18 protein-coding genes and 2 tRNA genes are annotated in these 23,829 nt (G+C 74.2%); 7 read left to right on the plus strand and 13 right to left on the minus strand.

All coding sequences use genetic code 11. The features are described from left to right. Both VM242_15665 and VM242_15670 read right to left on the minus strand, forming a co-directional pair. Positions 1 to 758 (minus strand): malectin (locus VM242_15665; GenBank protein HVM06597.1); only part of this gene is annotated, 758 nt, incomplete at its 3' end. Between the two features lie 680 nt (positions 759 to 1,438). Next, on the minus strand, positions 1,439 to 3,505 hold the full coding sequence (locus VM242_15670) for a choice-of-anchor P family protein (protein ID HVM06598.1): 2,067 nt from the start codon (positions 3,503 to 3,505) through the stop codon (positions 1,439 to 1,441). A gap of 366 nt (positions 3,506 to 3,871) precedes the next feature. On the opposite strand from VM242_15670, the gene lhgO reads away from it, so the two are divergent. After that, positions 3,872 to 5,092, plus strand: coding sequence for an L-2-hydroxyglutarate oxidase (lhgO, locus tag VM242_15675; protein ID HVM06599.1), 1,221 nt, complete (start codon positions 3,872 to 3,874; stop codon positions 5,090 to 5,092). 127 nt (positions 5,093 to 5,219) lie between these two features. Here the strand turns inward: lhgO and VM242_15680 are convergent, their stop codons facing one another. Beyond that, positions 5,220 to 6,728: an exopolysaccharide biosynthesis polyprenyl glycosylphosphotransferase gene (locus VM242_15680; GenBank protein HVM06600.1), complete on the minus strand. Its 1,509-nt coding sequence runs from the start codon at positions 6,726 to 6,728 to the stop codon at positions 5,220 to 5,222. Between the two features lie 534 nt (positions 6,729 to 7,262). Between VM242_15680 and VM242_15685 the strand changes: the two genes are divergently transcribed. From VM242_15685 to VM242_15695, 3 genes are all read left to right on the plus strand, one after another. Continuing rightward, positions 7,263 to 7,334, plus strand: a tRNA-Pro gene (locus VM242_15685). 21 nt (positions 7,335 to 7,355) lie between these two features. Further along, positions 7,356 to 7,426 (plus strand) — tRNA-Gly (locus VM242_15690). A 197-nt stretch (positions 7,427 to 7,623) separates the two neighbouring features. After that, on the plus strand, positions 7,624 to 8,328 hold the full coding sequence (locus tag VM242_15695) for a Bax inhibitor-1 family protein (GenBank protein ID HVM06601.1): 705 nt from the start codon (positions 7,624 to 7,626) through the stop codon (positions 8,326 to 8,328). Positions 8,329 to 8,558: 230 nt separating this feature from the next. On the opposite strand, the gene VM242_15700 is transcribed toward VM242_15695, so the two are convergent. Genes VM242_15700 through VM242_15720 form a run of 5 tightly spaced genes read right to left on the minus strand, consistent with a single transcriptional unit; the run spans position 8,559 to position 13,397 of the window. Beyond that, positions 8,559 to 8,933: an FKBP-type peptidyl-prolyl cis-trans isomerase gene (locus tag VM242_15700; protein ID HVM06602.1), complete on the minus strand. Its 375-nt coding sequence runs from the start codon at positions 8,931 to 8,933 to the stop codon at positions 8,559 to 8,561. A 20-nt stretch (positions 8,934 to 8,953) separates the two neighbouring features. Further along, entirely contained in the window at positions 8,954 to 10,120 is a 1,167-nt protein-coding gene (locus VM242_15705; GenBank protein ID HVM06603.1) for a cupin domain-containing protein, read from the minus strand. Position 10,121: 1 nt separating this feature from the next. After that, on the minus strand, positions 10,122 to 11,360 hold the full coding sequence (locus VM242_15710) for a fumarylacetoacetate hydrolase family protein (GenBank protein HVM06604.1): 1,239 nt from the start codon (positions 11,358 to 11,360) through the stop codon (positions 10,122 to 10,124). A 19-nt stretch (positions 11,361 to 11,379) separates the two neighbouring features. Beyond that, entirely contained in the window at positions 11,380 to 12,510 is a 1,131-nt protein-coding gene (hppD, locus tag VM242_15715) for a 4-hydroxyphenylpyruvate dioxygenase (protein ID HVM06605.1), read from the minus strand. Beyond that, entirely contained in the window at positions 12,507 to 13,397 is an 891-nt protein-coding gene (locus VM242_15720; GenBank protein ID HVM06606.1) for a phenylalanine 4-monooxygenase, read from the minus strand. Before VM242_15720 ends, hppD begins: the two co-directional genes overlap by 4 nt. Positions 13,398 to 13,539: 142 nt before the next feature. Here VM242_15720 and VM242_15725 point away from each other — a divergent pair, with 142 nt between their 5' ends. Further along, on the plus strand, positions 13,540 to 14,007 hold the full coding sequence (locus VM242_15725) for an Lrp/AsnC family transcriptional regulator (GenBank protein ID HVM06607.1): 468 nt from the start codon (positions 13,540 to 13,542) through the stop codon (positions 14,005 to 14,007). Between the two features lie 8 nt (positions 14,008 to 14,015). Here the strand turns inward: VM242_15725 and VM242_15730 are convergent, their stop codons facing one another. The 4 genes from VM242_15730 to VM242_15745 all read right to left on the minus strand — a co-directional run bounded on the left by VM242_15730 (position 14,016) and on the right by VM242_15745 (position 17,266). Then, positions 14,016 to 14,966, minus strand: a complete 951-nt coding sequence (locus VM242_15730) for a hypothetical protein (protein ID HVM06608.1) — start codon at positions 14,964 to 14,966, stop codon at positions 14,016 to 14,018. 1 nt (position 14,967) lies between these two features. Continuing rightward, on the minus strand, positions 14,968 to 15,873 hold the full coding sequence (locus tag VM242_15735) for a hypothetical protein (protein HVM06609.1): 906 nt from the start codon (positions 15,871 to 15,873) through the stop codon (positions 14,968 to 14,970). Positions 15,874 to 15,952: 79 nt separating this feature from the next. Next, a complete protein-coding gene (locus VM242_15740) occupies positions 15,953 to 16,669 on the minus strand; it encodes a hypothetical protein (GenBank protein HVM06610.1) in 717 nt (238 codons plus the stop codon). A 12-nt stretch (positions 16,670 to 16,681) separates the two neighbouring features. Further along, entirely contained in the window at positions 16,682 to 17,266 is a 585-nt protein-coding gene (locus tag VM242_15745; protein HVM06611.1) for a hypothetical protein, read from the minus strand. Positions 17,267 to 17,422: 156 nt separating this feature from the next. On the opposite strand from VM242_15745, the gene VM242_15750 reads away from it, so the two are divergent. Continuing rightward, entirely contained in the window at positions 17,423 to 18,028 is a 606-nt protein-coding gene (locus VM242_15750) for a hypothetical protein (protein HVM06612.1), read from the plus strand. Further along, positions 18,025 to 23,457: an SDR family NAD(P)-dependent oxidoreductase gene (locus tag VM242_15755; GenBank protein ID HVM06613.1), complete on the plus strand. Its 5,433-nt coding sequence runs from the start codon at positions 18,025 to 18,027 to the stop codon at positions 23,455 to 23,457. Before VM242_15750 ends, VM242_15755 begins: the two co-directional genes overlap by 4 nt. A 128-nt stretch (positions 23,458 to 23,585) precedes the next feature. Here VM242_15755 and VM242_15760 read toward each other — a convergent pair. Further along, positions 23,586 to 23,829 (minus strand): hypothetical protein (locus tag VM242_15760; protein ID HVM06614.1); only part of this gene is annotated, 244 nt, incomplete at its 5' end.

Genomic DNA, 23,829 nt, shown 5'->3' on the forward strand with positions numbered 1-23,829 from the left:
GCCGGGGCCGGGGCGACGGTGGTCGTCGTCGTCTGGGGCGGAGCCGTGGTGGTCGGCGTGGGCTCCGTGGTGGTCGGCGTGGTGGTCGGCGTGGTGGTCGGCGCCGTGGTGGTCGTCGCCGGAGCGGTGGTCGTGGTGCTCGACACCGTGCCGGTGGTCGACCCGGAGCGCTCGTCGATCACCTCGATGCCCGAGATCATCGGGTCGTCCGCCACCCGGCCGAAGCGCAGGTTGATGGTCCGGTCCTTGGTCGACACCACGAAGCTGTGCGTGTAGGCGGCGCCGTGACCGACCCGGCGGTAGACGTCGAGGTCGTCGAGCACCAGGCGGCCCTCGGCCGACACGTCGAAGACGCGGGCGCCGACCGACTCGAAGACCGTCTCGGCGAACAGCAGCCGCACCCGGTACTTGCCCGTCTTGGGGACCGGGATGTCGTAGCGCGTCATGCCCCACCGGTTCGTCTGGAAGATGGCGTCGTCCGCCGTGCCGGCGATGTCGAGCCCGGTGGCGTGCTGGATGCCGCTCCCGGTGCCGGAGTAGTAGGCGTCGCCCGACCAGGCCCGGCCGGCCGAGTCGGTGACGCTGCCCGCTCCTGCGTTGATGCGGCGCACGCTCGTGGCGGCGCCGACGGGCTCGTTGGGGAAGCTGCCCACACCGGCCAGGATGGCGAGGGGGACGGCGATCCGACTGATCAGCTTGCGGGGCGACCCCCGGCTGGCGCCACGGGGGCGCGACGGAACAGAGATGTGCTTCGACATGACGGAACTCCCCTTGGTCCAGCAGCGCGCGCCTCGAAGTGGGTCGTGACTGCGCCTGCTCACCGACGACGTTGGGAGAAGTGTCGGCTGTGGCCGGGGACGCCTTGAGGACCGATTGGGCGCCGGGCGCCGGGCCGGGGCGCGTCCGGGTCAGGGCCGCCGTGGCGACCGTCGGTGGCCCGGGCGGGCCGACCCGTCGTCGGGGAGAGCGGCGGCCGGGCGCCGCCCGCCGCCTACTCGGGGATGGCGCTGGAGTCGTCGAAGACGGTGGCCGTGGCGGCCGGGGCGGTGCCCGACCCGGCGTTGGCCACCGTGGCGGTCCCGGGCACGAGCGCCCCCTGCCGGCGGACGAATTGCCAGTAGTCGGCGCCGTCCGAGGCCCGCACGACGAGCCAGAAGTCCGGTGACGGCGCGGCGACGGTGACCCGGGGGTGCCGGCGGTGAGGCCGGTGTCGACGACGGCGAGGCCGTAGCCGCCGTGGAGTTCGGCCTGCTGGGAGACGAGCGACCCCGTCCAGACCCAGTCGGGCTACCGCGCGCCGACGCCGGCCACAGCGCCCACGGCTGGCCTGTCTCGGGAACCGTCGAGGACGGCGGTCGCCGACCGCAGCCGGGCGACGGTCAGGACGGGCCCCTCCCGCGCCCGGTGGTGCTCCTGCGATCGGCGGTCCGCTCCTTCGTCAGGCGTGGGCGTCGCTGTGGGCGGAGGCCACGACGACCTCGGCGGTGAGCAGGCCCTTCAGGGTGTAGACCCGGGCGTGGACGGCGTTCACGGTGCCCTCGGTGTCGGTGCCGCCGAGCGTGTTGACGGTCCGCTCGTTGAGGACCACCGACACGTAGCCGAGGCTGCCGAGGTCCACCACGATGTGCGTGTTCGGGGCCACGTCGCCGTCGACCACGATGACCTTGCCCCCGACCCGCAGGTCGACGAACCTGGTCGCGAAGCCGGTGAAGGCGGTGGTGCCGTTGGCGGCGCTCGTCGCCTTGACGTCGAGGACCCGGGCCGTCACCAGGCCGTTCAGGACGTTGGCACCCTGCACGATGGACCGCGAGGTGGCGTTGGGGTGCGGCGTGAGCGACCCCGACGTGGTGTTCGCCGCCGTGAGCGAGGTGACCACGCCGGGGATGTGGACGACGGCGCCGTCGGAGTCGGACCCCCCGACGGACGGCAGCACGGCGTCGCCGACCTTGACGTCCACCAGGTCCTGGCCGGCCAGGTTGCCGTCGACGTAGGCGGTGAAGGCCTCACCGCTGACCGTCTTGGCCGCCGGGCATCCCGAGATGGGCGACCGGGCGTCGCTGTCGGCGTGCGACAGCGTGATCGTCGTGCCGGCCGGGTGGGTCAGGTAGGACTTCAGCAGGACCAGGCGCAGGGCGTTCATCGAGTGCGACGCCTTCGAGACGCCGTCGGCGAACGAGCTGGAGCCCTTCTCCTCCATGACGTGCAGCTCGGCGATGGTGATGCCGAGCAGCTTGACGGCCACCTTGGCGTTGGGGGCCACGTTGACGGCGGCGCCGCCCACGGTCAGGCCGACGATGGTCGAGCCGCCGGAGTTGTAGCTGGCGCCGTGCGTCGAGGCCGTCGACTGCGACACCGCCTTGACCGCCGACGCCCTCACCAGGCCGCCGAGGGCGCTGACGTCGGCCAGCGTGGCCGACGAGGTCGTGGTGGACGGGTTCAGCGCCGAGTTCGACGACGTGGCCAGGATCTTGGCGTTCACCAGGCCGAGCACCGAGACGGGCAGCGGCTTGTCGGCATCGCTGGCCGGGCCCTCCGGGAGGGCGCTGGCCACCGAGCCGGCCTTGTCGACCCTGATGAGATTGCCGAGGACCCGGGCGTCCAGACCGTACGCCGAGCCCCTGGTCCTGGCCGGGACGTTGGTCTCCGGGCACAGGTCGGGCTGCGAGAGGACGGCCGCCACCCAGGTGAGCGACGCCGCGCTCTTGAGGGCGACGTCCTCGGAGATGATCTCGACGGTGACGCTGGTGGCGCGGGGCGGGATCGTGAACGGCACGGTGACGTCGTCCCACTCCCGGTCGTCGGTGTCGCCGAGCAGGTTGTTCGAGACGAAGACCTGGCCGCCGGAGGTGATGCGCACGGTCGACCCGCGGTTCGAGTCGACGCTGCCCACGATCAGGTCGATCTGGGCCTGCCGCGGCTCGGCGGCGGGGTTGACCGGGAACGTCTGGGGGACGGTGGTCTGGCGCGCCCCCGGGAAGCCGGCGAAGGCGTTGTCGACGCCGTCGCGGACGCCGATCTCCTTGATGCCGCTGCCGTCGTCGTAGATGACGACGAGGCTGGCGCCGTTGTTGCCGACGTCGAAGTTCAGGCCTCGGAGCACGACGTTGTTCGCGCCGGGGGCGACGATGCCCCGGGCCGTGATGTCCGCCCGGTAGCTGGTGGTGTACACCGGGCCGTCGTTGTCGTAGAAGAAGGTCGGCCCGCCGATCCTCTGGCCCGTGATCGACTGGCCGTTGGCCTCGATCGTGTCGTCCCCCTCCCCGCTGCGGTGCTCGCCCTGCCAGTACAGCAGCGCCTGCTCCACCGAGGCGCTGGCCGGCACGGTGATGGAGACGGCCGACGGCTGGAGGAACAGCCCGGTGCCCTCGGTCACGACCCCCGAGCCGGGAGCGATGGCGATGCTGGGTGGGCCCAGCATCTCCGTGCCGTCGGCGCCCACCGGGGTGGACGGCATCAGCAGGCCGATCCCGGCGATCGCCGCCAACCCGGCGACCGCCCGCCGCACTGCGCCCTTCCTTCGCAACCTCCGCTCCTCTCGCTCGACGCCGGGCTTCTTCCGGCTTCCGCGGGAGCACTCGGCGAACGCAGGGACGGCACGCGCCGACCCTGCGTTGCTGCCGCTCTGGCCCCCCGACTGCCACGGACCTCATCGGGCCGTGTCCTGCCCGATGATCGCACTCCTGCGCGGCCCAGTGTCCGATGACCAGTGCATCTTGACTAGGGCCTTTGGTCCTCATGTGGTCGCCGGGATCGGCGTCGATGTCGGGCTCTTCGGGAATCCGGCTGGGCCGCGGTGGACGGTGGCGACGACAATGCCGCGAACGTCGGGAGCGGAGGCCGGGAGCGGAGGTGCGGTGGGAAGAGGACGGCGGTGAGGGCGGGCCGGGGCGAGTACGACGTGGCGGTGGTGGGGGCGGGCATCGTCGGGCTCGCCACCGCCTACGCGCTCCTCGGGAGACGCCCCGAGCTGCGAGTCGTGGTCCTCGACAAGGAGGACCGCATCGCCGCCCACCAGAGCAGCCACAACTCGGGCGTGCTCCACGCCGGCGTGTACTACAGGCCGGGCTCGCTGAAGGCTCGGCTGTGCGTCGAGGGCAAGGCCGCCCTGGAGCGCTTCGCCGAGGACCACGGCGTGCCCTTCGAGCGCTGCGGCAAGCTGATCGTCGCCGTCGACCCGTCGGAGCTCGGGCGCCTGGCCGACCTCCGCTCCCGTGCGGAGGGCAACGGCGTCCCCGGCGTCCGCGAGGTGGGGCCCGAGGAGGTGCGGGAGCTCGAGCCCAACGTGGTCGCCGTCCGGGCCCTCCACGTCCCGGGCACCGCGATCATCGACTTCGCCCGGGTGGCGCGGGCCTACGCCGGCGAGGTCGCCGACCGGGGCGGGACCATCGTGCTCGGGGCGCGCGTGGACGCCATCTCCCGACGGGGCGGCACCCACGTGCTGCGGACGTCGTCGGCCGACATCACCAGCCGGTTCGTGGTCTCGTGCGCCGGGCTGCACGCCGACCGGCTGGCCCGCCAGGGCGACCCCTCCGCCACCGACGTGCGGATCGTCCCCTTCCGCGGCGACTACTACCGCCTGGTCGAGGAGCAGCGGGGGCTGGTGCGCGGCCTCGTCTACCCGGTGCCCGACCCGAGCCTCCCGTTCCTGGGTGTCCACTTCACCCGCCGCGTCGACGGCGAGGTGTGGGCGGGGCCGAACGCCGTTCTCGCCTTCGCGCGCGAGGGCTACCGGCGCCGGGACGTCAGCCCCGCCGACCTGGTGGACATCGCCACGTTCCCCGGCTTCTGGCGGCTGTCCCGTCGCTACTGGCGGGTGGGCGCGGCCGAGATGTGGCGGGACGTGGCGAAGGCGGCCTTCGTGCGACAGCTGCGCCGGTACGTGCCGGCCGTCGAGCCCTCCCACCTGCGCTGGGGCCCTTCGGGCGTCCGGGCCCAGGCCGTCGACGCCTCGGGCGCCATGGTGGACGACTTCTCGATCGTGGAGTCGCCCGCCGCCCTCCACGTGCGCAACGCCCCCTCGCCCGGGGCGACGGCGTCCCTCGCCATCGGCGCCCACCTGGCCGACCTCGCCCTGCGCCGCTTCGAGGGGTGACGTCGTCCCTGGGGCCAACCGTCGTCGAGACCACGAGGCGCCCGCCTCGCACGCCGTGACGGGGGGCCCGTGGCCTCGCACCGGCAGCGGCGCCCGCCGCCGCGAACGGCGACGGAGCGTCGCCGGGTCACTGAGCGGACGCGGGCGACGACGCCAGGACGACCCCGTCGGCCGCCGTCAGGTCGATGACCGGGGCCGACGCGGGCTCGCCCGAGTGCCGCCACTGGCGGCGGATGTCCCGCAGGGCCTGCATGACCACCGCCCGGGCGGTGGTCAGGAGGATCACCAGGTCCAGCTCGAGCGACCAGTTCTCGACGTAGAAGAGGTCCAGGCGCCGGTAGGCCTCGAACGACGGATCGTCGCGCCCCTCGATCTGCCAGAGGCCGGTGATGCCGGGACGCACCCGCTCACGCATGCGGAGCTCGGCGTCGAACTGGGCCACCTCGTGGGCGAGCGCCGGGCGGGGGCCGACCAGGCTCATGCTGCCGGCCAGGACGTTGATGAGCTGCGGCAGCTCGTCCACGCTGGTGGCCCGCAGCACACGGCCGACCCTGGTGACGCGGGGGTCGTGGTGCGACTTGAACAGCGGGCCGGTGCGCTGGTTGGCGGCGGCGACCAGGTGGAGCTGGCGGTCGGCGTCGGGCACCATGGTGCGCAGCTTGAAGATGGTGAACTCCTCGCCGTCCTGGCCGACCCGGCGGTGCCGGAACAGGACCGGGCCGCCGTCCTCCAACTTCACGGCCACGGCGGCCGCCAGGAGCACGGGCAGGCTGAGGACGAGGCCGACCACGCTGCCGACGACGTCCACCGCCCGCTTGACGACCTGCTGCCAGGGCGTGACAATGAGGGGCTCGAGGTAGAAGAGGGGCTCGCGGGCCAGGGGCGCCGCCCGCAGGCGCCGGAAGTCGAACCCGCTCAGCCCGGTGGAGAGGTGGATGTGGACCTGGGCGTCGAGCAGTTGGCGGGTGACCCGGTTGAGCTCGGCCCGGTCGAATGCCGACGTGGCCAGGACGACGCTGTCGGAGCGGTGGGCCCGGAGCGCGGCGAGGATGTCCTCGTCGGGCGCGACGCTGGCTGCCACCTCGAAGCCGAGCTCGGGGTGGCCGCGCAGCAGCATCCCGAGGTTGCCGGCCTCCTCGGCGTCGCCCACGACCACGACCGGGCGGGTGCTGCGGCCCCGGCTCCGGCGCCGGCGCAGCCAGATGTTGTAGCAACCCCGGGTCGTGGCCAGGGCGAAGACCATGGCGGCCACGGCGACGGCGGTGAGGAGGACGGACAGCTCGACGCCCCACCGGGGGCCGGCCACGGCCGCCGCCACGGCGGTCACGAGGGAGACCCGCAGGACCCGGCTCAGCTCCACCGCCCTGACCCGGCACACCCTCGCCAGGTAGAGCTTGTGGCTGACCATCAGCGCCAGCGCCCCCACCGTGACGGCCGCGACGGCGGCGAGGAGCCCGGCCGCCGAGCCACCCTCGTAGCCGCCCAGCGGGCCCAGCACGGCCGCCCAGGTGGCGGCCACGGCGACGACATCGGTGGCGAGGAGGACTCGGCGCAGGACGGCCTGGCGGGGCGCGGCCAGCTCGGCGGACGCGTCGATGGACGCCTCGCCGTGGTCGTCCGCCCGGATCGCGATCACGTCGTCCGCCCCTTCTTGGGCTTCGAGCCCGCCGATGTGAAGTCGCTGTCTGCCCGTTGCTCGGGAGTCATAGAGTCCGACACAGTCCGAGCGACAGGGTAGGGCCAAAGGTCCCTGTTCGCGAGGGTTGGGCGAAGAAACGGTCACTTGACCTATGCGCTCGCGGGCGCCGTCGTCCGATGGGCGCGGACCAACGGGACGAACCGCCCCGAATCCCCGTGTGGCGGTCGTGGGGCCCACCGGATGCCCGGTGAGGCCGGCGGTCATGGGCGGCGTCATCACCTGACCGGAGGCGCCCCGGCGGGCGGTGATACCGGCGACCGGGCTCGCCCGACCGGCGCCCCGCCCGACTCCCCGGCACGACGCGCCGGGACGCTGACGGGGCGGGCCCTCCGACGGGAGGTGCATCTCGACGCGGCCCCCTCCGCCGCCGGTCGACGGGGCCGCCGGCCCGAGGGGATTGCGGGACGGGGCCGGGCAGTCCCGCCGGTAGCCTGGGGGGTCGTGGCCGCCGCGGGAAGCAGGGGCGGCGACCGGGGAGTGGCGCAGCGGTAGCGCACCTGCTTTGGGGGCAGGCGGTCGGGGGTTCAAATCCCCCCTCCCCGACGGCTACCGTGCGTCTGCCTCGCGGGCGTAGCTCAATGGTAGAGCTCCAGCCTTCCAAGCTGGCCATGCGGGTTCGATTCCCGTCGCCCGCTCCGCCGTAGATGCCTGGTCACGGCGCCGGACCGTTCATGCGGCAAGAACGGGCGATATCCGCCCGTTCTTGCCGCACGGGCAACGCCGCCCCATCGGGGAGCTCGGCAGCCGGACCCCGCTCTCGACGCCGTCACCCATTCGTAACGCCGCCTCGGTACCCTTAAGTCCAAGGTCGCAGAACTTCCCAGGAGGGCCCATGGCCGCACCCACGTACTACGTCCCCGTCGCCACACGAGACGAGCAGACGCGAGCCGACTTCGTCGTCAAGGTGTACCAGCACCTGGTGCTGGCGCTGCTCGCCTTCACCGGCATCGAGGCGGTGTTCCTCCGCACCGGGGTGGCCGAGGGGCTCTACGACTTCCTCAGCCGCAGCAGCGGCTCGTGGCTGCTGATCCTCGGCGGGTTCATGCTCGTGAGCTGGCTCGCCACCAGCGCGGCCCACGACGTGATGAACCCGCAGAAGCAGTATGCCGGGCTGTTCGGCCTGGCCGCGGCCGAGGCGCTGATCTTCGCCCCGTTCCTCCACTACTTCTTCTCCGTCCGCGACGACGGCGGGACGGTGTGGGCGGCCGCCTTCATCACCGCCGCCGGCTTCGCCGGCCTGAGCGCCGTCGGCTACGCCACCCGCAAGGACCTGTCGTTCCTCCGCCCGATGCTCATGTGGGGCTTCATCGCCGCCCTGGTGCTCATCGGCGCCGGCATCCTGTTCGGGTTCAACCTGGGCGTGTGGTTCTCGGTGGCGATGATCGCCCTGGCCGGCGCCTCGATCCTCTACCAGACGCAGACGATCCTGAAGACGTACCCGGCCGAGGCCTACGTGGGCGGCGCCGTCCAGCTGTTCGCCTCGATCATGATGCTGTTCTGGTACGTGCTGCGGCTGCTGGGCCAGCTGCGGCACTAGTGCTTCGACCTCATTCGTTCGCTTCGCTCACTCCATTCGGTCGAGTTCGATCGTGCTCCGGCGGGCGAGCGGAGCTCGCGCCACCTCCGCCCTTTCCTTTCTCGGGGTCCGCAGCCGCAGAGGCCGCCTGCGGCGGCGAGTGCGGCCACAGACCTTGCCGCTGCGAACGCGGCGAACGTTTCCGGTCACGGAACTAGCCCCGGCCGACGGACCGGGTGCCCGGCGGGCGCTCAGGCCACGCCGAGCAGGTCCACCACGAACACCAGCGTCTCGTCCGGCTTGATCACGCCGCCGGCGCCACGCGACCCGTACCCGAGGTCGGGCGGGATGGTGAGGCGCCGGCGGCCGCCGACCCTCATCCCCTGGACGCCCTGGTCCCAGCCGGCGATGACCTGGCCGGCACCGAGCGGGAACGAGAAGGTGTTCCGGCGGTCCCACGACGCGTCGAACTGGCGGCCGTCGGACCACGACACGCCCACGTAGTGGACCTCGACCCGGGACCCGGGGGTGGCCTCGGGGCCGGAGCCGACCTCGAGGTCCTCCACCTCCAGCCGGGTCGGCGGCTCGCCGTCGGGGACGGTCACATCGGGCTTGTCGGCAGGCATCCACCCAGGCTAGGGGACCGTCACGACCGGCGGGACCAGCTCCACGGGTAGGCCTCGTCGTCCACCATGAGGGCGGCGCGACCCAGCTGGAGGGGGCGGAAGGTGTCGATCATCACCGCCACCTCCTCGGTGCGCTCCTTGTCGGCGGCCGCCTCCATGCTCCCCGGCTGCGGGCCGTGCACGAAGCCGCCCGGGTGCAGCGAGATCGACCCCACCCCGATCCCCGAGCCCGACCGGCTCATGAAGTCGCCGGACGAGTAGAAGATCACCTCGTCGCTGTCGACGTTGGCGTGGTGGTACGGGACCTTGATGGCGCCCGGGTGGAAGTCGTAGGGCCGGGGGACGAACGAGCACACCACGAAGCCCGGCCCCTCGAACGTCTGGTGGACGTGGGGCGGCTGGTGGATGGCGCCGACCAGGGGCTCGAAGTCGGAGATCGACAGCGCCCACGGGTAGAGGCTCCCGTCCCACCCCACCACGTCGAAGGGGTGCGACGCCACGGTGTGCCTGGTCGTGCCGGACCGGTGGCGGACGAGCACGTCCACCGGCCCCTCGTCGTCGACCACCAGAGGGCCGTCGGGGGCACGCACGTCGCGTTCGCAGTAGGGGGCCTGCTCGAGGAACTGGCCCGACGGCGTGCGGTAGCGGCCCGGTGGCCGGACGTGGCCCCGGGCCTCCACCACGAGCAGCTCCAGCCGGCCGCCGTCGGGGACGACCCAGCGGTGGGTGGCCGAGCGGGGCACGACCACGTAGTCCCCGGCGGCGACGGCCAGCCGCCCGAACACCGACTCGACGACGCCCTCACCGGCCTGGACGTAGGCCAGCTCGTCGCCCGCCGCGTTGCGCCGCAGCGGGCTGGTCCGGTCGGCCGCCAGCCACGAGATGGTGAGGTCGTCGTTGCCCATCAGGACGTGGCGGCCGGAGACGGCGTCGCCACCGGGCGGCAGCTTGGACGTGTGCAGGTGACGAGGGAGGAGGGGGTCGTTGGCGACCAGGCCGGCGTCGGCGCCGTCGGCCGGACCGGCCCCGGCGAGGGCCGACGGCGAGCGCAGGTGGTAGAGCAGGGACGACTCCCCGGCGAAGCCCTCCTCCCCCATCAGCTCCTCGAACAGCAGGCCGCCGGCCGGTGACGGCGAGCGGAGGTGGCGCTTGCGGGGGACGTCGCCGACGCGGCGGTAGTACGGCATCTCACACCTCCAGGGATCGGGCCGGAGCGACGGTGCCGGCCACCTCGCCCAGGCAGATCAGCGGACGGGGACCGCCCCCCGCCCACGCCCGCACGACCAGCGTGTCGCCGTCCTCCAGCCAGGCGCGGGTGGTGCCGTCGGGGAGCCGGAGGGGCCGGGAGCCGCCCTCGGTGAGCTCGAGCAGGCACCCTTGCGACCCGGGGTCGGGGCCCGACACGGTGCCCGACCCGATGACGTCGCCCGCCCGCACGGCAGCGCCGTTGACGGTGGCGTGGGCCAGCAGCTGGGGGCCCGTCCAGTACATGGAGGCGAAGGACGAGCGGGAGACGGCGGCAGCCGGGATGCCGGCTGCCCGCATGGCCTCGGTCCGGAGCTCGACCTCGACCCGCACGTCGTACGCCCAGTGGCCCGGCGCCGCCAGGTACGCGGCCGGCGGCGGCTCCTGGGGCGGGCCGGGCACCCGGTGGGCGTCGAGGGCGTCGAGGGTGACCAGCCACGGCGACACCGACGTGGCGAACGACTTGGCCAGGAACGGGCCGAGCGGGTGCGACTCGTGGGCCTGGACGTCGCGGGCGCTCCAGTCGTTCACCAGCACCACCCCGGCCACGGCGTCGGGGAAGGCGGCGGTCGGGAGGCGGTCGCCCGGCGCCGTCGTGGCGGCGAGCACGAACCCCACCTCGGCCTCGAAGTCGAGGGCGGCCGTCGGCCCGACCACGGGGTCGCCGTCGGGGCCGGGGACCTGGCCGTACGGCCGGGTCACCGCCGTGCCGGAGGCGACGAACGACGACGCCCGCCCCGAGTAGCCGAACGGCATCCGCGACCAGCCCGGGCGCAGCGGGTCGGCGCCGGGCCGGAGCAGCCGGCCAACGTTCGTGGCGTGGTGGACCGAGGCCGAGAAGTCCACGAAGTCCCCCACCGCCACCGGGGCCAGCATCTCGACCTCGCCCAGCGCCACCGACGCCTTCACCACCGCGGGGTGGTCCACCCGTGCCAGGTCGGCCACCGCCCGGCGCACCCCCGACCACACCGGCCGCCCGGCGGCCAGCAGCCGGTTCAGCGAGCCGTCGGAGAGGACGGACGGGTCGAGGCCGGGGACGGGGAGAAGGTGGCCGTCGGCGAGGGAGGCGAGGACCACCGCCGAGCTCCCCAGGCGGGTGACGACGGCCGTGGAGCCGTCCAGCAGCCGCGCCACCCCGAGCGGCAGGTTGGCGAGCCCGAACCCGGTGGCGTCGCCGGTCACGGCCGGTACCGGGCCGGGGTCAAAGGTGACCCCGCCGGGCCTGCTCGCGCTCGATGGCCTCGAACAGGGCCTTGAAGTTGCCGGCGCCGAAGCCGCGGGCGCCGCCCCGCTGGATGATCTCGACGAACACCGTGGGGCGGTCGGTGACCGTCTCGGTGAAGATCTGAAGCAGCCATCCGTCGGGCTCCTCGTCGACCAGGATGCCGAGGCGGCGGAGATCCTCCCACGGCAGGTCGAGGTGCCCGAGCCGGGCGCGCACGTCCTCGTAGTAGGTCGCCGGCGCCTCCAGGAAACGCAGCCCGCGCTGGCGCAGGGATGCCACCGTCGCCACGATGTCGTCGGTGGCCAGGGCGATGTGCTGCACGCCCGGCCCCCGGTAGGTCTCCAGGTACTCCTCGATCTGGCTCTTGCGCAGGCCGTCGGCCGGCTCGTTGAGCGGCAGCACGATCTGGGCGCCGTCCCACACCACGGTGGACATGAGGGCCGAGTACCGCGTCGAGATCTGCGAGTCGTCGAAGTGGCGGAGGCGCTCGAAGCCCAGCACCGACCGGTAGAACTCGACCCACCGCTCGAGCGACCCCTTCTCCACGTTGCCGACCACGTGGTCCACCCGGGTGAGCCCCACCGGGCGGCCGGCGGGTGCCGGGGGCAGCCTCTCGGCGCGGTACCCCGGCCGGTAGGCGCCGCCGTACGCCGACCGGTCGACGAAGGTGTGGCCCGTCTCCCCGTAGGTGGCGATGCGGGCCAGGCGCAGCTCGCCGAGGTCGTCGACGACGGCGAACGGCTCGACCAGCGGGCGGGCGCCGCCGGCCACCGCGGCGTCGAAGGCGGCGGCCGCGTCGGGGACGGCGAAGGCGAGATCGTGGACGCCGTCGCCGTGCTCGCGGACCGAGTCGGCGATGGGCGAGTCGGGGCCCAGGGCGGCCGTCACCACGAAGCGGATGCGCCCCTGCTCGAGCACGTACGACGCCCGGTCGGCCACCCCGGTCTCCGGCCCCGCGTACGCGGTGACCTCGAAGCCGAACGCCGAGCACAAGAAGGCGGTGAAGGCCCGGGCGTTGCCCACCCAGAGCTCGATGGCGTCCCATCCCAGCAGCGACGGGTCGGCGGCGGCGGGCGAAGATGCCGTCGGCGGGTGGGTGAGGGTCATCGGGCGGCCCCTTCCAGGAGTCGGGCGTGGACGTCGTCGTCGAAGGTGGAGAAGAAACCGGCGAGGGTGTCGACCAGGTGGCTCGTAGAGCGGGCGCCGAACAGGACCGGCTGGTAGCGCGTGATGTCGTAGGGCACCGTCCCCATGGCGACCACGTCGAGGGGGCGGATCTCGGCCGATCGGAAGGCGGCCGTCTCGCCGGGCGACGAGAGGATCCCGGCGCCGTACGCCTTCACCTCGCCGGCCTCCTCGACCACCCCGAACTCGAGCGAGAACCAGAACACCCGGGACAGGAAACGCAGCGCCTCCTCGCCTCGCGTCCGGGACACGGCGTCGCCCACCAGCCGGTACAGCGGAGCGAAGGCGGGTGCCGCCAGCTGGTTGGCGTGGCCCACCACCTCGTGCACGACGTCCGGCTCCGGGGTGTAGAGCGGCATCGACGGGTGGCGCAGGTACTGCGTCGAGAAGAACACCGAGGAGGCGAAGGCGCCATAGAAGTCCCGGAGCGGGGCGAGCCCGGCGACGGGCAGGTAGGAGAAGCCGGTCAGGGGGGCCAGCCTCTCGGTCACCTCCCGCAGCTGGGGCACCCGGTCGGCGGGGAGCCCGAGGTCCTCCTTGGCCTCGAGGTAGGCGCGGCAGGCGTAATCGGCGTGCAGCGGCTCGAGGCGACGGACCACCGCCCGCCACACGCCGTGCTCGGCGTCGGAGTAGCCCGGCTCGGGCACCGCCTCGCCCGGTCGCCAGTCGAGGGCGAGGGCGGCCAGGGCGTTGCGGCGCCGGCGGTAGACCGGGTCCGAGAACCCCGGGTGGTCCGCGCCCAGCACGACGTCGACGGCGCCGTCGTCGTCGCGTACCACGGGGGCGTAGAGCTGGGCGGCGTCGCCCACGGGCGCGTGCCTCCTCGGGAAGACGATTCTGGGGCCAGTGTCCGACGTTGCTGACCAGAAGTCCAGTCCTCGACCCGAATCCTCGACATACTGTCGGGGAGCGCCGGATCAGCCGGACGAACGGTCGAGAGAGGAGCGCACCATGGCCCCGGGTGAGCAGGACGTCCAGCTCGACGAGGTGGACCGGCGCCTGGTGCGGGCGCTGCGGGCCGACGGGAGGGCGTCGGTCAACGAGCTGGCCGCCCGGGTGAGCGTCTCTCGTGCCACCGCCTACCAGCGCCTGGCCCGGCTCCGCCAGGGGGGCGTGATCCGCCGGTTCACGGTGGACGTCGACCACCGCAAGATGGGCCTCCCCATCGCCGCCCTGGTCCTCGTCAACGTGCGCCAGCACAGCTGGCGGGGGGTGGGCGACCGGCTCCGCCACCTCCCGGGGGTGGAGTGGATGGCGCTCAGCAGCGGCACGTTCGACTACGTGCTGCTGGTGCGGGCGCCCGACATCGACCACCTCCGCGACGTGGTCCTCGACGACCTCCAGTCCATCCCCGAGATCCAGTCGTCGCAGACCCTCGTCCTGCTCGACGAGCCCCCGCTCGGCGCCGGCGCCTCGTGAGCGTCGCCTCAGGAGGCCGGTTCGACCACCGCCCGCACCCGGACGACGAGGTCCTCCTCGCCCTCCTTGCGCACGACCACGGTGCCCGCCTCGACGGCGCCGCCCGCCGGAGCGGGGGGGAGCGTGACCCGGACCGACACCGTCCGGGAGGCGCCCGGCCCGAGCTCGAAGGACGAGGGCTCGACGGCCAGCACGAAGCCGTCGGCGGCCGTGGCCGAGCACGACACGACGGCCCGGTCGTCGCGCTCGCTGTCGACCGCCAGCCCCCGGGTGAACGTCGACCCGGGCGGGCCCGACCCCTCGACCACCAGCTCGGCCCCCAGCGCCACCTCGTCCCCGAACAGCTGGGCGAACAGGCCGTCGACCGAGTCGTCGGCGATCTCCAGGGCCTGGCCGAGGAACGCCGAGGTGAGCTCGGCGATCTCGGCCAGGAACTGGCCCGAGCGCTCGCGGGCGAACTCGGTGGCGGCGTACTGCACGGCGTCGGGCGACAGCCGGCCGGCGGCCACCTCGTTCAGCATGAGGCCGTACAGGCGGGTGAGCCAGGCCTGCTGGTCGGCGGCCCGGGCCGCGAACAGCTGGTACCACGCCGTCCACTCGGCCGGGCCGGCGTCGCCGGGCGGCGGCGGCGACACGGCGCGGGGCCCGAGGCTGCGCAGCGGGCCGGACGGCACGACGCTGCTGAGGTACTCGTCGCCCGCCCGCACCAGCACCCGCTGGAGCCCGGCCAGGAACGACGCGAGCAGGCGGGCGAGGCGCTCGTAGATCTCCGGGCCCTGCTCCTGCCCGAACCGGGGCAGGGCGTCGGCCAGGGCGTCGGGGGTGAGCTGGGCGCGCGACACGGCGAGCATGAGGCGCTGGACGTTCGCCACCGACTCCATCGACCGCTCGGTGTTGGCGTCGGCCAGCTCCTGGAAGCGCCTCGCCCAGTCCTCGGGCGGGACCGTCGTCGTCTCCAACTCAGCAGCAGTCCCCGCACGAGCAGGCCGCCGTGTAGGCGCCGCAGTCGTCGGGGAGGACGGCCACGGCCACGACGATGGGCCGCACCAGGCACCCGCCCACCCGGACGGTGACGTAGCCCACCATGCACGAGTCGACGCCGCCCGTGCGGTCGCGCACGTCGGTGGCCACCCGGAGGAGCCGGCCGGCCGGGACCTCCTCGGCGCCGGCGGCGGCGGCCTTCGCGCCCTTGACCTCCCGGGCCGCCGCCTCGGGCTGGCCGGCCTGGCGGCCGGCGTCGGCGGTGGCCTCCCGCCCGCACACCACGCCCACCAGCAGCTCCACCTTCACGGTGTCGCAGCCCCGGATGGTGAGCGGGCCCTTCTGGCTGAGGGCCGCCTTCCACGGGAGCTCCCGCCCGCCGCCCGAGCGGAACTCGCCGACCTCCAGCTCGACGTCCTCGCGGTCCTTGCGGGTGTCGTTCTCGATCTCGATGGGGATCACCCGCACCTCGCCGCAGCGGGCGTACACCACGATGTCGGCGTCGACGATGCAGCACTCGCAGCGGCAGTCGTCGTCGTCGCCGCAGCCGCCGTGCTCGTGCCGACCGTGGCCGTGCTCGTGGCCGTCGTCCTCCTCGCAGCAGCCCTGCCCGCCGCGGTCGTGGCCGTGGCCGCGGTCGTGGCCGTGGCCGTGGCCGTGGCGACGCCCCCGCCGGCCGCCGCCCGGCCCGGGGCCGGCCAGCGGCATCGTGAACGGGGTGGGGCCCATCACCGGCATCGCCGCCCCGTAGGTCTGCGACAGGGCGCTCAGCCGCCCGTACAGGTCCTCGAGGGCACGGTCGTAGCCGGCCCGGATGGAATCCACGTACCGGCGCAGGTCCATCATCTCCATCTGGCCGCTGTCGGGCGACCACCCCCAGTACATGGGCCCGGCAGCCGCCTCCCGCCGGTGAACCGGGCCGCGATGCCCGTGCCTTCTCGTTCCGTGCATGGAAGCTCTCCTCTCAGACGGTCAGCAGGTCGACGGCGAAGCGCTCGGTGCCGATCCGCGGGAGGGCCCGCAGGTGGGCGTTGGACGCGAGGGCGGCCGGGGCGGTGAGCTGGAAGGTGACGGCCGACCACCCGCCCGGCGGGATGGTCGGGGTGGCGTTGGTGAAGGTGGCCGTGCCGGTGGGCGCCAGGCCGAGAGCGGGCTCCACCACCATCGCCCCGCCCGTCCCGATGGCGAGCACGCGCGGGTGGGCGCGCACCTCCAGGAGCGGCTCGTCGGCGATGGGCCCGACGACGATGGGGACGTTGCCCTCGTTGCGCACGACGACGCTGCCGTCGACGACGGCGGAGGCGGCCACGCCCGTGAACACCAGCCGGTCGGGGACGATCACCGCCGCCACGACCTCGGTCACCACCATGGACGCGGCGACGGTCTGGTCGCCGGCCGACGTGGAGAGGTCGAGGGCGGCCGCGTAGGTACCCGGGGCGGTGAGCGGCTGCATACCCATCTCGACGATCATCCGGCGCACGCCGGTGGCCGGCACCACGACCTCGGGGGGGAGGGGGATGTCCCCCGCCTCGGGCCCCGACGGGAGCGTGACGGTGATCCTGGCGCCGGTGAGCTTGATGTCGGCGCCCGTCGGGTTGGAGAGCCACAGGTCGCCGCGGACGACCTCGCCCGACCCCACCACGAGGACGGGCGTCGTCCCGACGATGTCCAGCGGCGGCACCCCCGGCCCGCCCTACTCGCCGTCGCCGTCGTCGCCGTCGGGGTCGACGACCCGCACCCGCAGGCCGCCGCCGCCGACCACCTTGGCGGGATGGCGCCGGCGCCGTCGGGGCGACAGCTCCGGGGACTCGACCACCTGGGGCCGCCGGGGGCTCTCGATGTTCTGCTGGGACTCGCCGTCGTAGGTGACGCCGGCCCACTCGACGCCGAACATCGTGTACGCCACGTGGTGGCGGTAGGGCTGGCAGACCCGGGTCTCGGGCAGGGGCGCCAGGCGCATGGTCTGGCAGCTGTCGATGGCGACCGGGCGCAGGTCGAACGTCTCGTTCACCGTCACCGGCTTGAGCTCGACGGTCTCGTTGAGGGTGACCGGCTTGAGCTCCAGCGTCTCGTTCACCGTCAGCGGCTTCAGCTCGAGCGGCTTGACCTCGATGACCTCGTTGAAGGTCAGCGGCTTGAGCTCGAGCGGCTTCACCTCGACGGTGCTCGACATCTTGTCGAGCCCGTTGACGTTCAGGTTCATGGTGCTCGTCACCGACGAGCTGGCACCGCCGCCGCCACCGCCGAAGATGGGGTCGAGAAACGAGAACAGGCCCACGTCAGCGCCTCCCCCTCGTGGTCGGTCCGACCCTTCGTCGGCACTGGGCCGAGGGTAGTACGACAGCGGCCGTCGTGGCGCCTTTGACCTCTGCGGCCGCTGTTGGCGTAACGTTCGAGTCGCCCACTGGGGCGGGCCGACGAAGCAGGGGGACGGATGGCTCCGACGACACCCGATCCGGGCGGCGCCGACCCGCTCGTGCCGAGGCTGGACGAGCGGGTGGTCGACGCCTTCGCCGAGTACGCCACCACCGTCGACGAGGCGTTCCCGCCCCAGCCGGGGCGCACCGGCGTCGGCGCCGCGTACGCGTCGTACGCCAGCGAGGTCGACCGCGTGTTCCGGGCGCCCGACCTGCCCAACCGCGCCTGGGAGCTGTCCGTCAGCTGGTACCGCGCACTCCAGGGGACGTCACCCGCCGAGCCCCTCGCCCGCTACAACGACCTGGTCGCCGCCGCCGTCGACGTCGGGCTCGGCCAGCAGAAGGTGATGGAGACGTACCAGGCACTGGTGGCCGCCGCCCTGCACGCCACGGAGAACGGCGACGCCGCCGTCCTCGAGCGTGCCTACGAGCAGTACGCGGCGGCGGTCCGGCGGGCGTGGGCCGAGGCCGACCCCGCCGGGCTCACCGCCCCGGTGGTCCTGGCCGCCGCCCAGAGCATCCTCGCCGCCACCAGCCTCCACGGCCTCGCCCTCCAGGCCGCCCGGGACGGCCGCCCCGGTGCCCCGCCGGCACCGACCGGCCGGCGCGACGCGGCGGTATGACGGCGCCCGCCAACGGCTCGTCCCCCTCGGGACGGTCGGCGCGCCCCAACGGGAAGGCGGCGAACGGGAAGGCGGCGAACGGGAAGGCCCGGGCGCCGGAGCCCATCGCCATCGTCGGCATGCGCTGCCGGGTCCCCGGCGCCGACGACCTCGACCGCTTCTGGCGGAACCTGGCCGACGGGGTCGAGTCGATCAGCGTCCTCACCCCCGACGACATGCGGTCGGCCGGCGTGCCCGACAGCATCTTCCGCCTCCCCGGGTACGTGAACGCGTCGCCCACCCTCGACGACGTCGACCTGTTCGACGCCGGGTTCTTCGGCTTCTCGGCCCGCGACGCGTCGCTCACCGACCCGCAGCACCGCATCTTCCTGGAGGCGGCCTGGGAGGCGCTGGAGGACGCCGGGTACGACCCCGCCCGCTTCCCCGGGGCCATCGGGGTGTTCGGCGGGTGCGAGCTGAGCAGCTACCTGTACCAGCTCTACCTGAGCCGCGACTCCCTCGGGTACCTCGACGGCATGCAGCTGATGGTCACCAACGACAAGGACCACCTCTGCACCCAGGTGTCGTACCGGCTCAACCTGCGGGGGCCGAGCGTGGTCGTGCAGACGACGTGCTCCACCTCGCTGGTGGCGGTCTCCATGGCGTGCGAGAGCCTGCACGCCCGCCGCTGCGACATGGCGCTGGCCGGGGGCGTCACGGTGCGGGTCCCCCAGCGGGGCGGCTACTTCTACACCGCCGGCTCCATCCTCTCCCCCGACGGCCACTGCCGCCCGTTCGACGCCACCGCCCAGGGCACCATCGTGGGGAGCGGGGTCGGCCTGGTCGTGCTCCGCCGGCTGTCCGACGCGCTGGCCGACGGCGACCAGATCCGGGCCGTCGTCCTCGGCTTCGGCCTCAACAACGACGGCTCCGACAAGGCCGGCTACACCGCCCCGAGCTTCAAGGGCCAGGCGGCGGCCATCAGCGCCGCGCTGGAGATGTCGGGGGTCTCACCGGAGACCATCGGCTACGTGGAGGCGCACGGGACGGGGACCATCCTGGGCGACCCCATCGAGGTCTCCGCCCTCACCGAGGCGTGGCGGGCCCACACCGACCGCCGCCAGTTCTGCGGGATCGGCTCGGTGAAGTCGAACTTCGGGCACCTGTCGTGCGCCTCGGGCGTCGCCGGCCTGGCCAAGGCCGTGCTGTCGCTGGAGCACGGGGCGATGCCGCCGAACGTGCACTTCACCGCTCCCAACCCGGCCATCGACTTCGCGTCCAGCCCCTTCTACGTGGTGCCGGAGCTGACGCCCTGGGAGCGCAACGGGGCGCCGCGCCGGGCCGGCGTCAGCTCCTTCGGCGTGGGGGGCACCAACGCCCACCTCATCGTCGAGGAGGCGCCCGAGCGCCCGGTTCCCCGCCAGCGCCGCCCCCACCAGCTCCTGACCCTGTCGGCCCGCTCGGAGGCGGCGCTCGACGCCGCCACCGAGCGCCTGGCCGCCGCCCTGGATGCCCGGCCCGAGGTCGACCTGGCCGACGTCGCCTTCACGCTCCACGTGGGGCGGCGGGGCTTCCGGCACCGTCGCGCCCTGGTGGCGGGGGCCGACGACCGGGCCGCCGCCGTCGAGGGGCTGCGCCGCCTGGCCGGGGGCGCCGCCGCCGACGGCTCCACCGCCCGGCCCGTCGTGTTCATGTTCCCGGGCCAGGGTTCGCAGTACCCGGGCATGGCGGCGGAGCTGTACCGCACCGAGCCCGTCGTGAAGCGGGCCGTCGACCACTGCGCCCGCGTCCTGGAGCCGTCGCTCGGGCTGGACCTCCGCCGGCTCCTGTTCCCCTCGGCCCGCCGCCGGCGCCAGGCGGCGGAGGCCCTGCGGAACACCGCCGTCACCCAGCCCGCGCTCTTCACCGTCGAGCACGCCCTGGCCGAGCTGTGGCGCTCGTGGGGCGTGCAGCCGGCGGCCATGATCGGGCACAGCATCGGCGAGTACGTGGCCGCCACCCAGGCCGGGGTCATGGCCCTGGACGACGCCCTGCGGGTGCTGGCCGACCGCGGACGCCTCATCGCCGGCCTGCCGCCGGGGTCGATGCTGGCCGTGATGGCACCGGCCCACGACCTGGACCGGTTCGTGGGCGCCGACGTGTCGTTGGCCGCCGTCAACGCCCCGACCCTGTCGGTGCTGTCGGGACCGCACGAGGCCATCGACCGCGTGGAGCGGGCCCTGCGCACCGAGTCGGTGCCGGCCCGCCGGCTCCACACGTCCCACGCCTTCCACTCGTCGATGATGGAGCCGATCCTCGGCGAGTTCGAGGGTGTGATGGCCGATGTGCCCCTGGCCGAGCCCGCCATCCCCTACGTCGCCAGCCTCACCGGCGGGTGGGCCGACCGGGTGGCCACCGACCCGGCGTCGTGGAGCGCCCAGCTGCGCTCCACCGTGCGCTTCGCCGACGGCCTCCGCGCCCTCACCGAGCCGGGCGGGCCGGCGGGCAGCGACGCCGTGCTGGTCGAGCTGGGCCCCGGCCGCACGCTGGTGACGTTCGCCGTCCAGGCGGCCGAGCACGGCTCGTCGACACCGACGGCGGTGGCCACCCTCCCCGGGCCCGACGACGGGCGCCCGTCCACCGAGACGACGCTCGGCGCCCTCGGGATGCTGTGGGCGCTGGGCGTGCCGGTGGACTGGGACGCGTACCACCGCACCGAGCGCCGCCGGCGCGTCGCCCTTCCCACCTACCCCTTCGAGCGCAAGCGCTACTGGGTGAGCGCGTCGTCCCTCGTCGAGGCGTCGAAGCCCAAGGAGAAGCGGGACACGGCCGGCTGGTACCACCGGCCCGAGTGGGAGGAGTCCCCGCTCGCCGGCGACGCCGCCCGCCCGCTGGCCGGCCGGCGCATCCTGGTCTTCGACGAGCTCGCCGGGCTCGGCGCCGCGGTGGCCGAGCGGCTGCGGGCCGAGGGCGCGGCGCCGGTGGTGGTCCGGCCCGGTCCCGGGTTGGCGGAGACGGCCGCCGACGAGTACGCCCTCGACCCCGGGTCCGCCGACGCCTACCGGGAGCTGGCCGCCGCCGTGTGCGCCACGGACGGCATCCTGGCCGGCGTCGTGGACTGCTGGAGCGGCGCGCCGCCCGGCGACACCGACCTCGACCTGGCCGCCACCGTCTCGCTCCTGGGCCCCCTGCGCCTGGCCCAGGCGCTGGGCGCCCACCGGACGGTCCGGCCGCTCCCCGTGCTGCTCGTCGCCCGGGGCATCGCCCGGGTCACCGGTGACGAGCTGCTGGACCCCACCCGCGCCCTCTCGGCCGGGGTCGCCAAGGTGATCCCCCAGGAGCACCCCGGGCTGCGCGTCGCGTCGGTCGACGCCGACGGGGACGCGGCGGCGGCCGTGGTCGCCGAGCTGGCTGCCGGCGCGCCGGACCCCGTCGTGGCCCTCCGGGGGGAGCGACGGTTCGTCGAGGTGTACCGGCCCACGCCCATCGCCACCGCGTCCCCACCGCGCCACCTGCCCGACCACCCTGTGGTGCTCATCACCGGCGGGCTGGGCCACATGGGGATGATCCTGGCCGAGGCGGCCTTCGAGCACCTCGGCGCCCGCCTCGTCCTGACCGCCCGCTCCCCCCTCCCCGGCCCCGGTCGTTGGGCGGCCCTGGCCGAGGACGCGGCCACCGCCCCCGCCCAGCGCGAGCGCCTGGAGCGCCTGGCCGCCATGCACGCCCGCCGGCCCGAGGTGATGGTGGTGGGCGCCGACTTCGACGACGCCGCCCAGGTGTCCGCCGCGGTGGACGCCGCCTTCGCCCGCTTCGGCCGCGTGGACCTCGTGGTCCACGGCGCCGCCCGGGTCGACGCCGCAGCCTTCGCCTCGGCTTCGGAGACGGGCCCCGAGGTGGTGGAGGCCCAACTGTCGCCCAAGCTGCGCGGGCTGCTGTACCTGATGGAGGCCATGAAGGGCCGGGAGCCGGAACGGTGGCTGCTCCACTCCTCCATCTCGACCGCCCTCGGAGGCCTGGGCCTGGCCGCCTACTCGGCCGCCAACGCCGTGCTGGACGCCCTCGCCCTCGCCGGCGGGGAGCGGTGGGTGAGCGTCGGCTGGGACCTGTGGGACAACGCCGCCGAGGCGAAGATCGCGGGCATGCCCACCGCCATCCAGCCCCCCGAGGGCCAGGAGGCCTTCCTGCGGGTCCTGGGGGCCGACGTGGGCTCCCGCGTCCTCGTCGCGGTGGCCGACCTCGAGGGGCGGCTCGACGCCTGGGTCCGCCACCGAGCCGGCACCGACGGCGGGAGCGGCAGCGACGTGCTCACCGAGCGCCACCCCCGGCCCAGCCTGGCCACCGCCTACGTGGAGCCCCGGACGGACACCGAGCGGGCGCTGGCCGCCATCTGGGCCGCCCAGCTGGGCGTCGAGTCGGTCGGCGTCCACGACCGCTTCTTCGACCTGGGCGGCCACTCCCTACTGGCCGTGCAGGTCGCGTCCGAGATCCGCGACCGCTTCCAGATCGAGATGCCCGTGCTCCAGCTGTTCCAGGCGCCGACGGTCGGCGAGCTGGCGCCCCTGGTGGACAAGGCCCGGGAGACGGGCGGGTTCGAGACGGCGGTGGGCCTGGGCCCGGCCCACGTCGACCCCGTCGACCCGCACGACCAGCTTGCGCCCGACGCCCTCGGCGCCGCGCCCGACGTCGAGGCGGGGCCGGGGGCGGCGGCCAAGGCCGGCTACCGCCAGTTCTACGACGACGTCAGCAAGCGCCTGGAGCGCACCGGCGTGGGTGAGGCGTCGTTCTTCTTGAACTACGGCTACGTGAGCCGGGGTGACGGCTCGGCCGACGAGGCCCGCCACGCCGTCCCCGACGGGGTGTTCAACCCGAGCTCGGTGCGCCTCGCCTTCGAGCTGGTGGGCCCCGTCGACCTGGCCGGCAAGCGGGTGCTGGACGTGGGCTGCGGCCGGGGCGGCAACGTCGCCCTGCTGGCCGAGCGCTTCGGTGCCGACGCGGTGGGCGTCGACCTCGCCCCCGAGGCGGTGGCGTTCTGCCGGCGGGCGCACCGCCACCAGAACGTGCGCTTCGAGGTGGGCGACGCCGAGCACCTCCCCGTCGACGACGCCTCGTTCGACGCCGTCACCAACGTCGAGTCGTCCCACACCTATCCCGACATCCGGGCCTTCCTCGCCGAGGTCCGCCGGGTCCTCCGGCCGGGCGGGTGGTTCCTGCACACCGACCTCCTGCCCGGGCTGCGGTGGGCGGAGGTGCGCGCCCTCCTCGCGTCGCTGGGCCTCACGGTGGTGGACGACCGCGAGATCACGCCGAACGTGCTCGCCTCGTGCGACGAGGTGGCCTCCACCCGCACGGGCGCCTTCGGGGGCGGGAGCGCCCTCATCGACAACTTCCTGGCCGTCCCCGGTTCCGCCGTCTACGAGCAGATGGCGTCCGGCGCCTGGGAGTACCGCATCCTCCGCTCCCGCCTCGCCTGACTCCTCGCTTCCGGGGTACGCAGGCCCCATGCAGGAGCGACCCTCGTACTCCCGTCACCAACCCACCCTCGGGTCGATTTCTCGACCCAAACCCTCCGGTGGACCTGGTGCGGGCCCGGCCCGGCGTTTCAGCGGTTGATGACCGCCTGGAGCTCCTCAACGGCGAAGTCGTCGATGACGCCCTCGGTCTCCAGCCCAGCCAGCTCCCCCGACTCGGTGCCGAGCACCCACCGGCCCGTCCACCGCTGGACCACCCGGACGTCGTACCGGCCCACGTCGGTCCAGTAGTGCGTGATGGTGCCGTCCGGCCATGGTCCGCCGGCGTGGTCGTACGGGCCGTCGAGCGGCGAGCCGTCGCCCCAGTCGACCCAG

The sequence above is a fragment of the Acidimicrobiales bacterium genome, assembly GCA_035540975.1.
Classification (GTDB): domain Bacteria; phylum Actinomycetota; class Acidimicrobiia; order Acidimicrobiales.

Bases quoted from the DNA above. Each gene is read 5' to 3' on its own strand.
- VM242_15735 (HVM06609.1), bottom strand. From the start codon at position 15,873: ATGTACTGGGGGTGGTCGCCCGACAGCGGCCAGATGGAGATGATGGAC.
- VM242_15725 (HVM06607.1), top strand. From the start codon at position 13,540: ATGGCCCCGGGTGAGCAGGACGTCCAGCTCGACGAGGTGGACCGGCGC.
- VM242_15755 (HVM06613.1), top strand. From the start codon at position 18,025: ATGACGGCGCCCGCCAACGGCTCGTCCCCCTCGGGACGGTCGGCGCGC.
- VM242_15700 (HVM06602.1), bottom strand. From the start codon at position 8,933: ATGCCTGCCGACAAGCCCGATGTGACCGTCCCCGACGGCGAGCCGCCG.
- hppD (HVM06605.1), bottom strand. From the start codon at position 12,510: ATGACCCTCACCCACCCGCCGACGGCATCTTCGCCCGCCGCCGCCGAC.
- VM242_15695 (HVM06601.1), top strand. From the start codon at position 7,624: ATGGCCGCACCCACGTACTACGTCCCCGTCGCCACACGAGACGAGCAG.
- VM242_15705 (HVM06603.1), bottom strand. From the start codon at position 10,120: ATGCCGTACTACCGCCGCGTCGGCGACGTCCCCCGCAAGCGCCACCTC.
- VM242_15750 (HVM06612.1), top strand. From the start codon at position 17,423: ATGGCTCCGACGACACCCGATCCGGGCGGCGCCGACCCGCTCGTGCCG.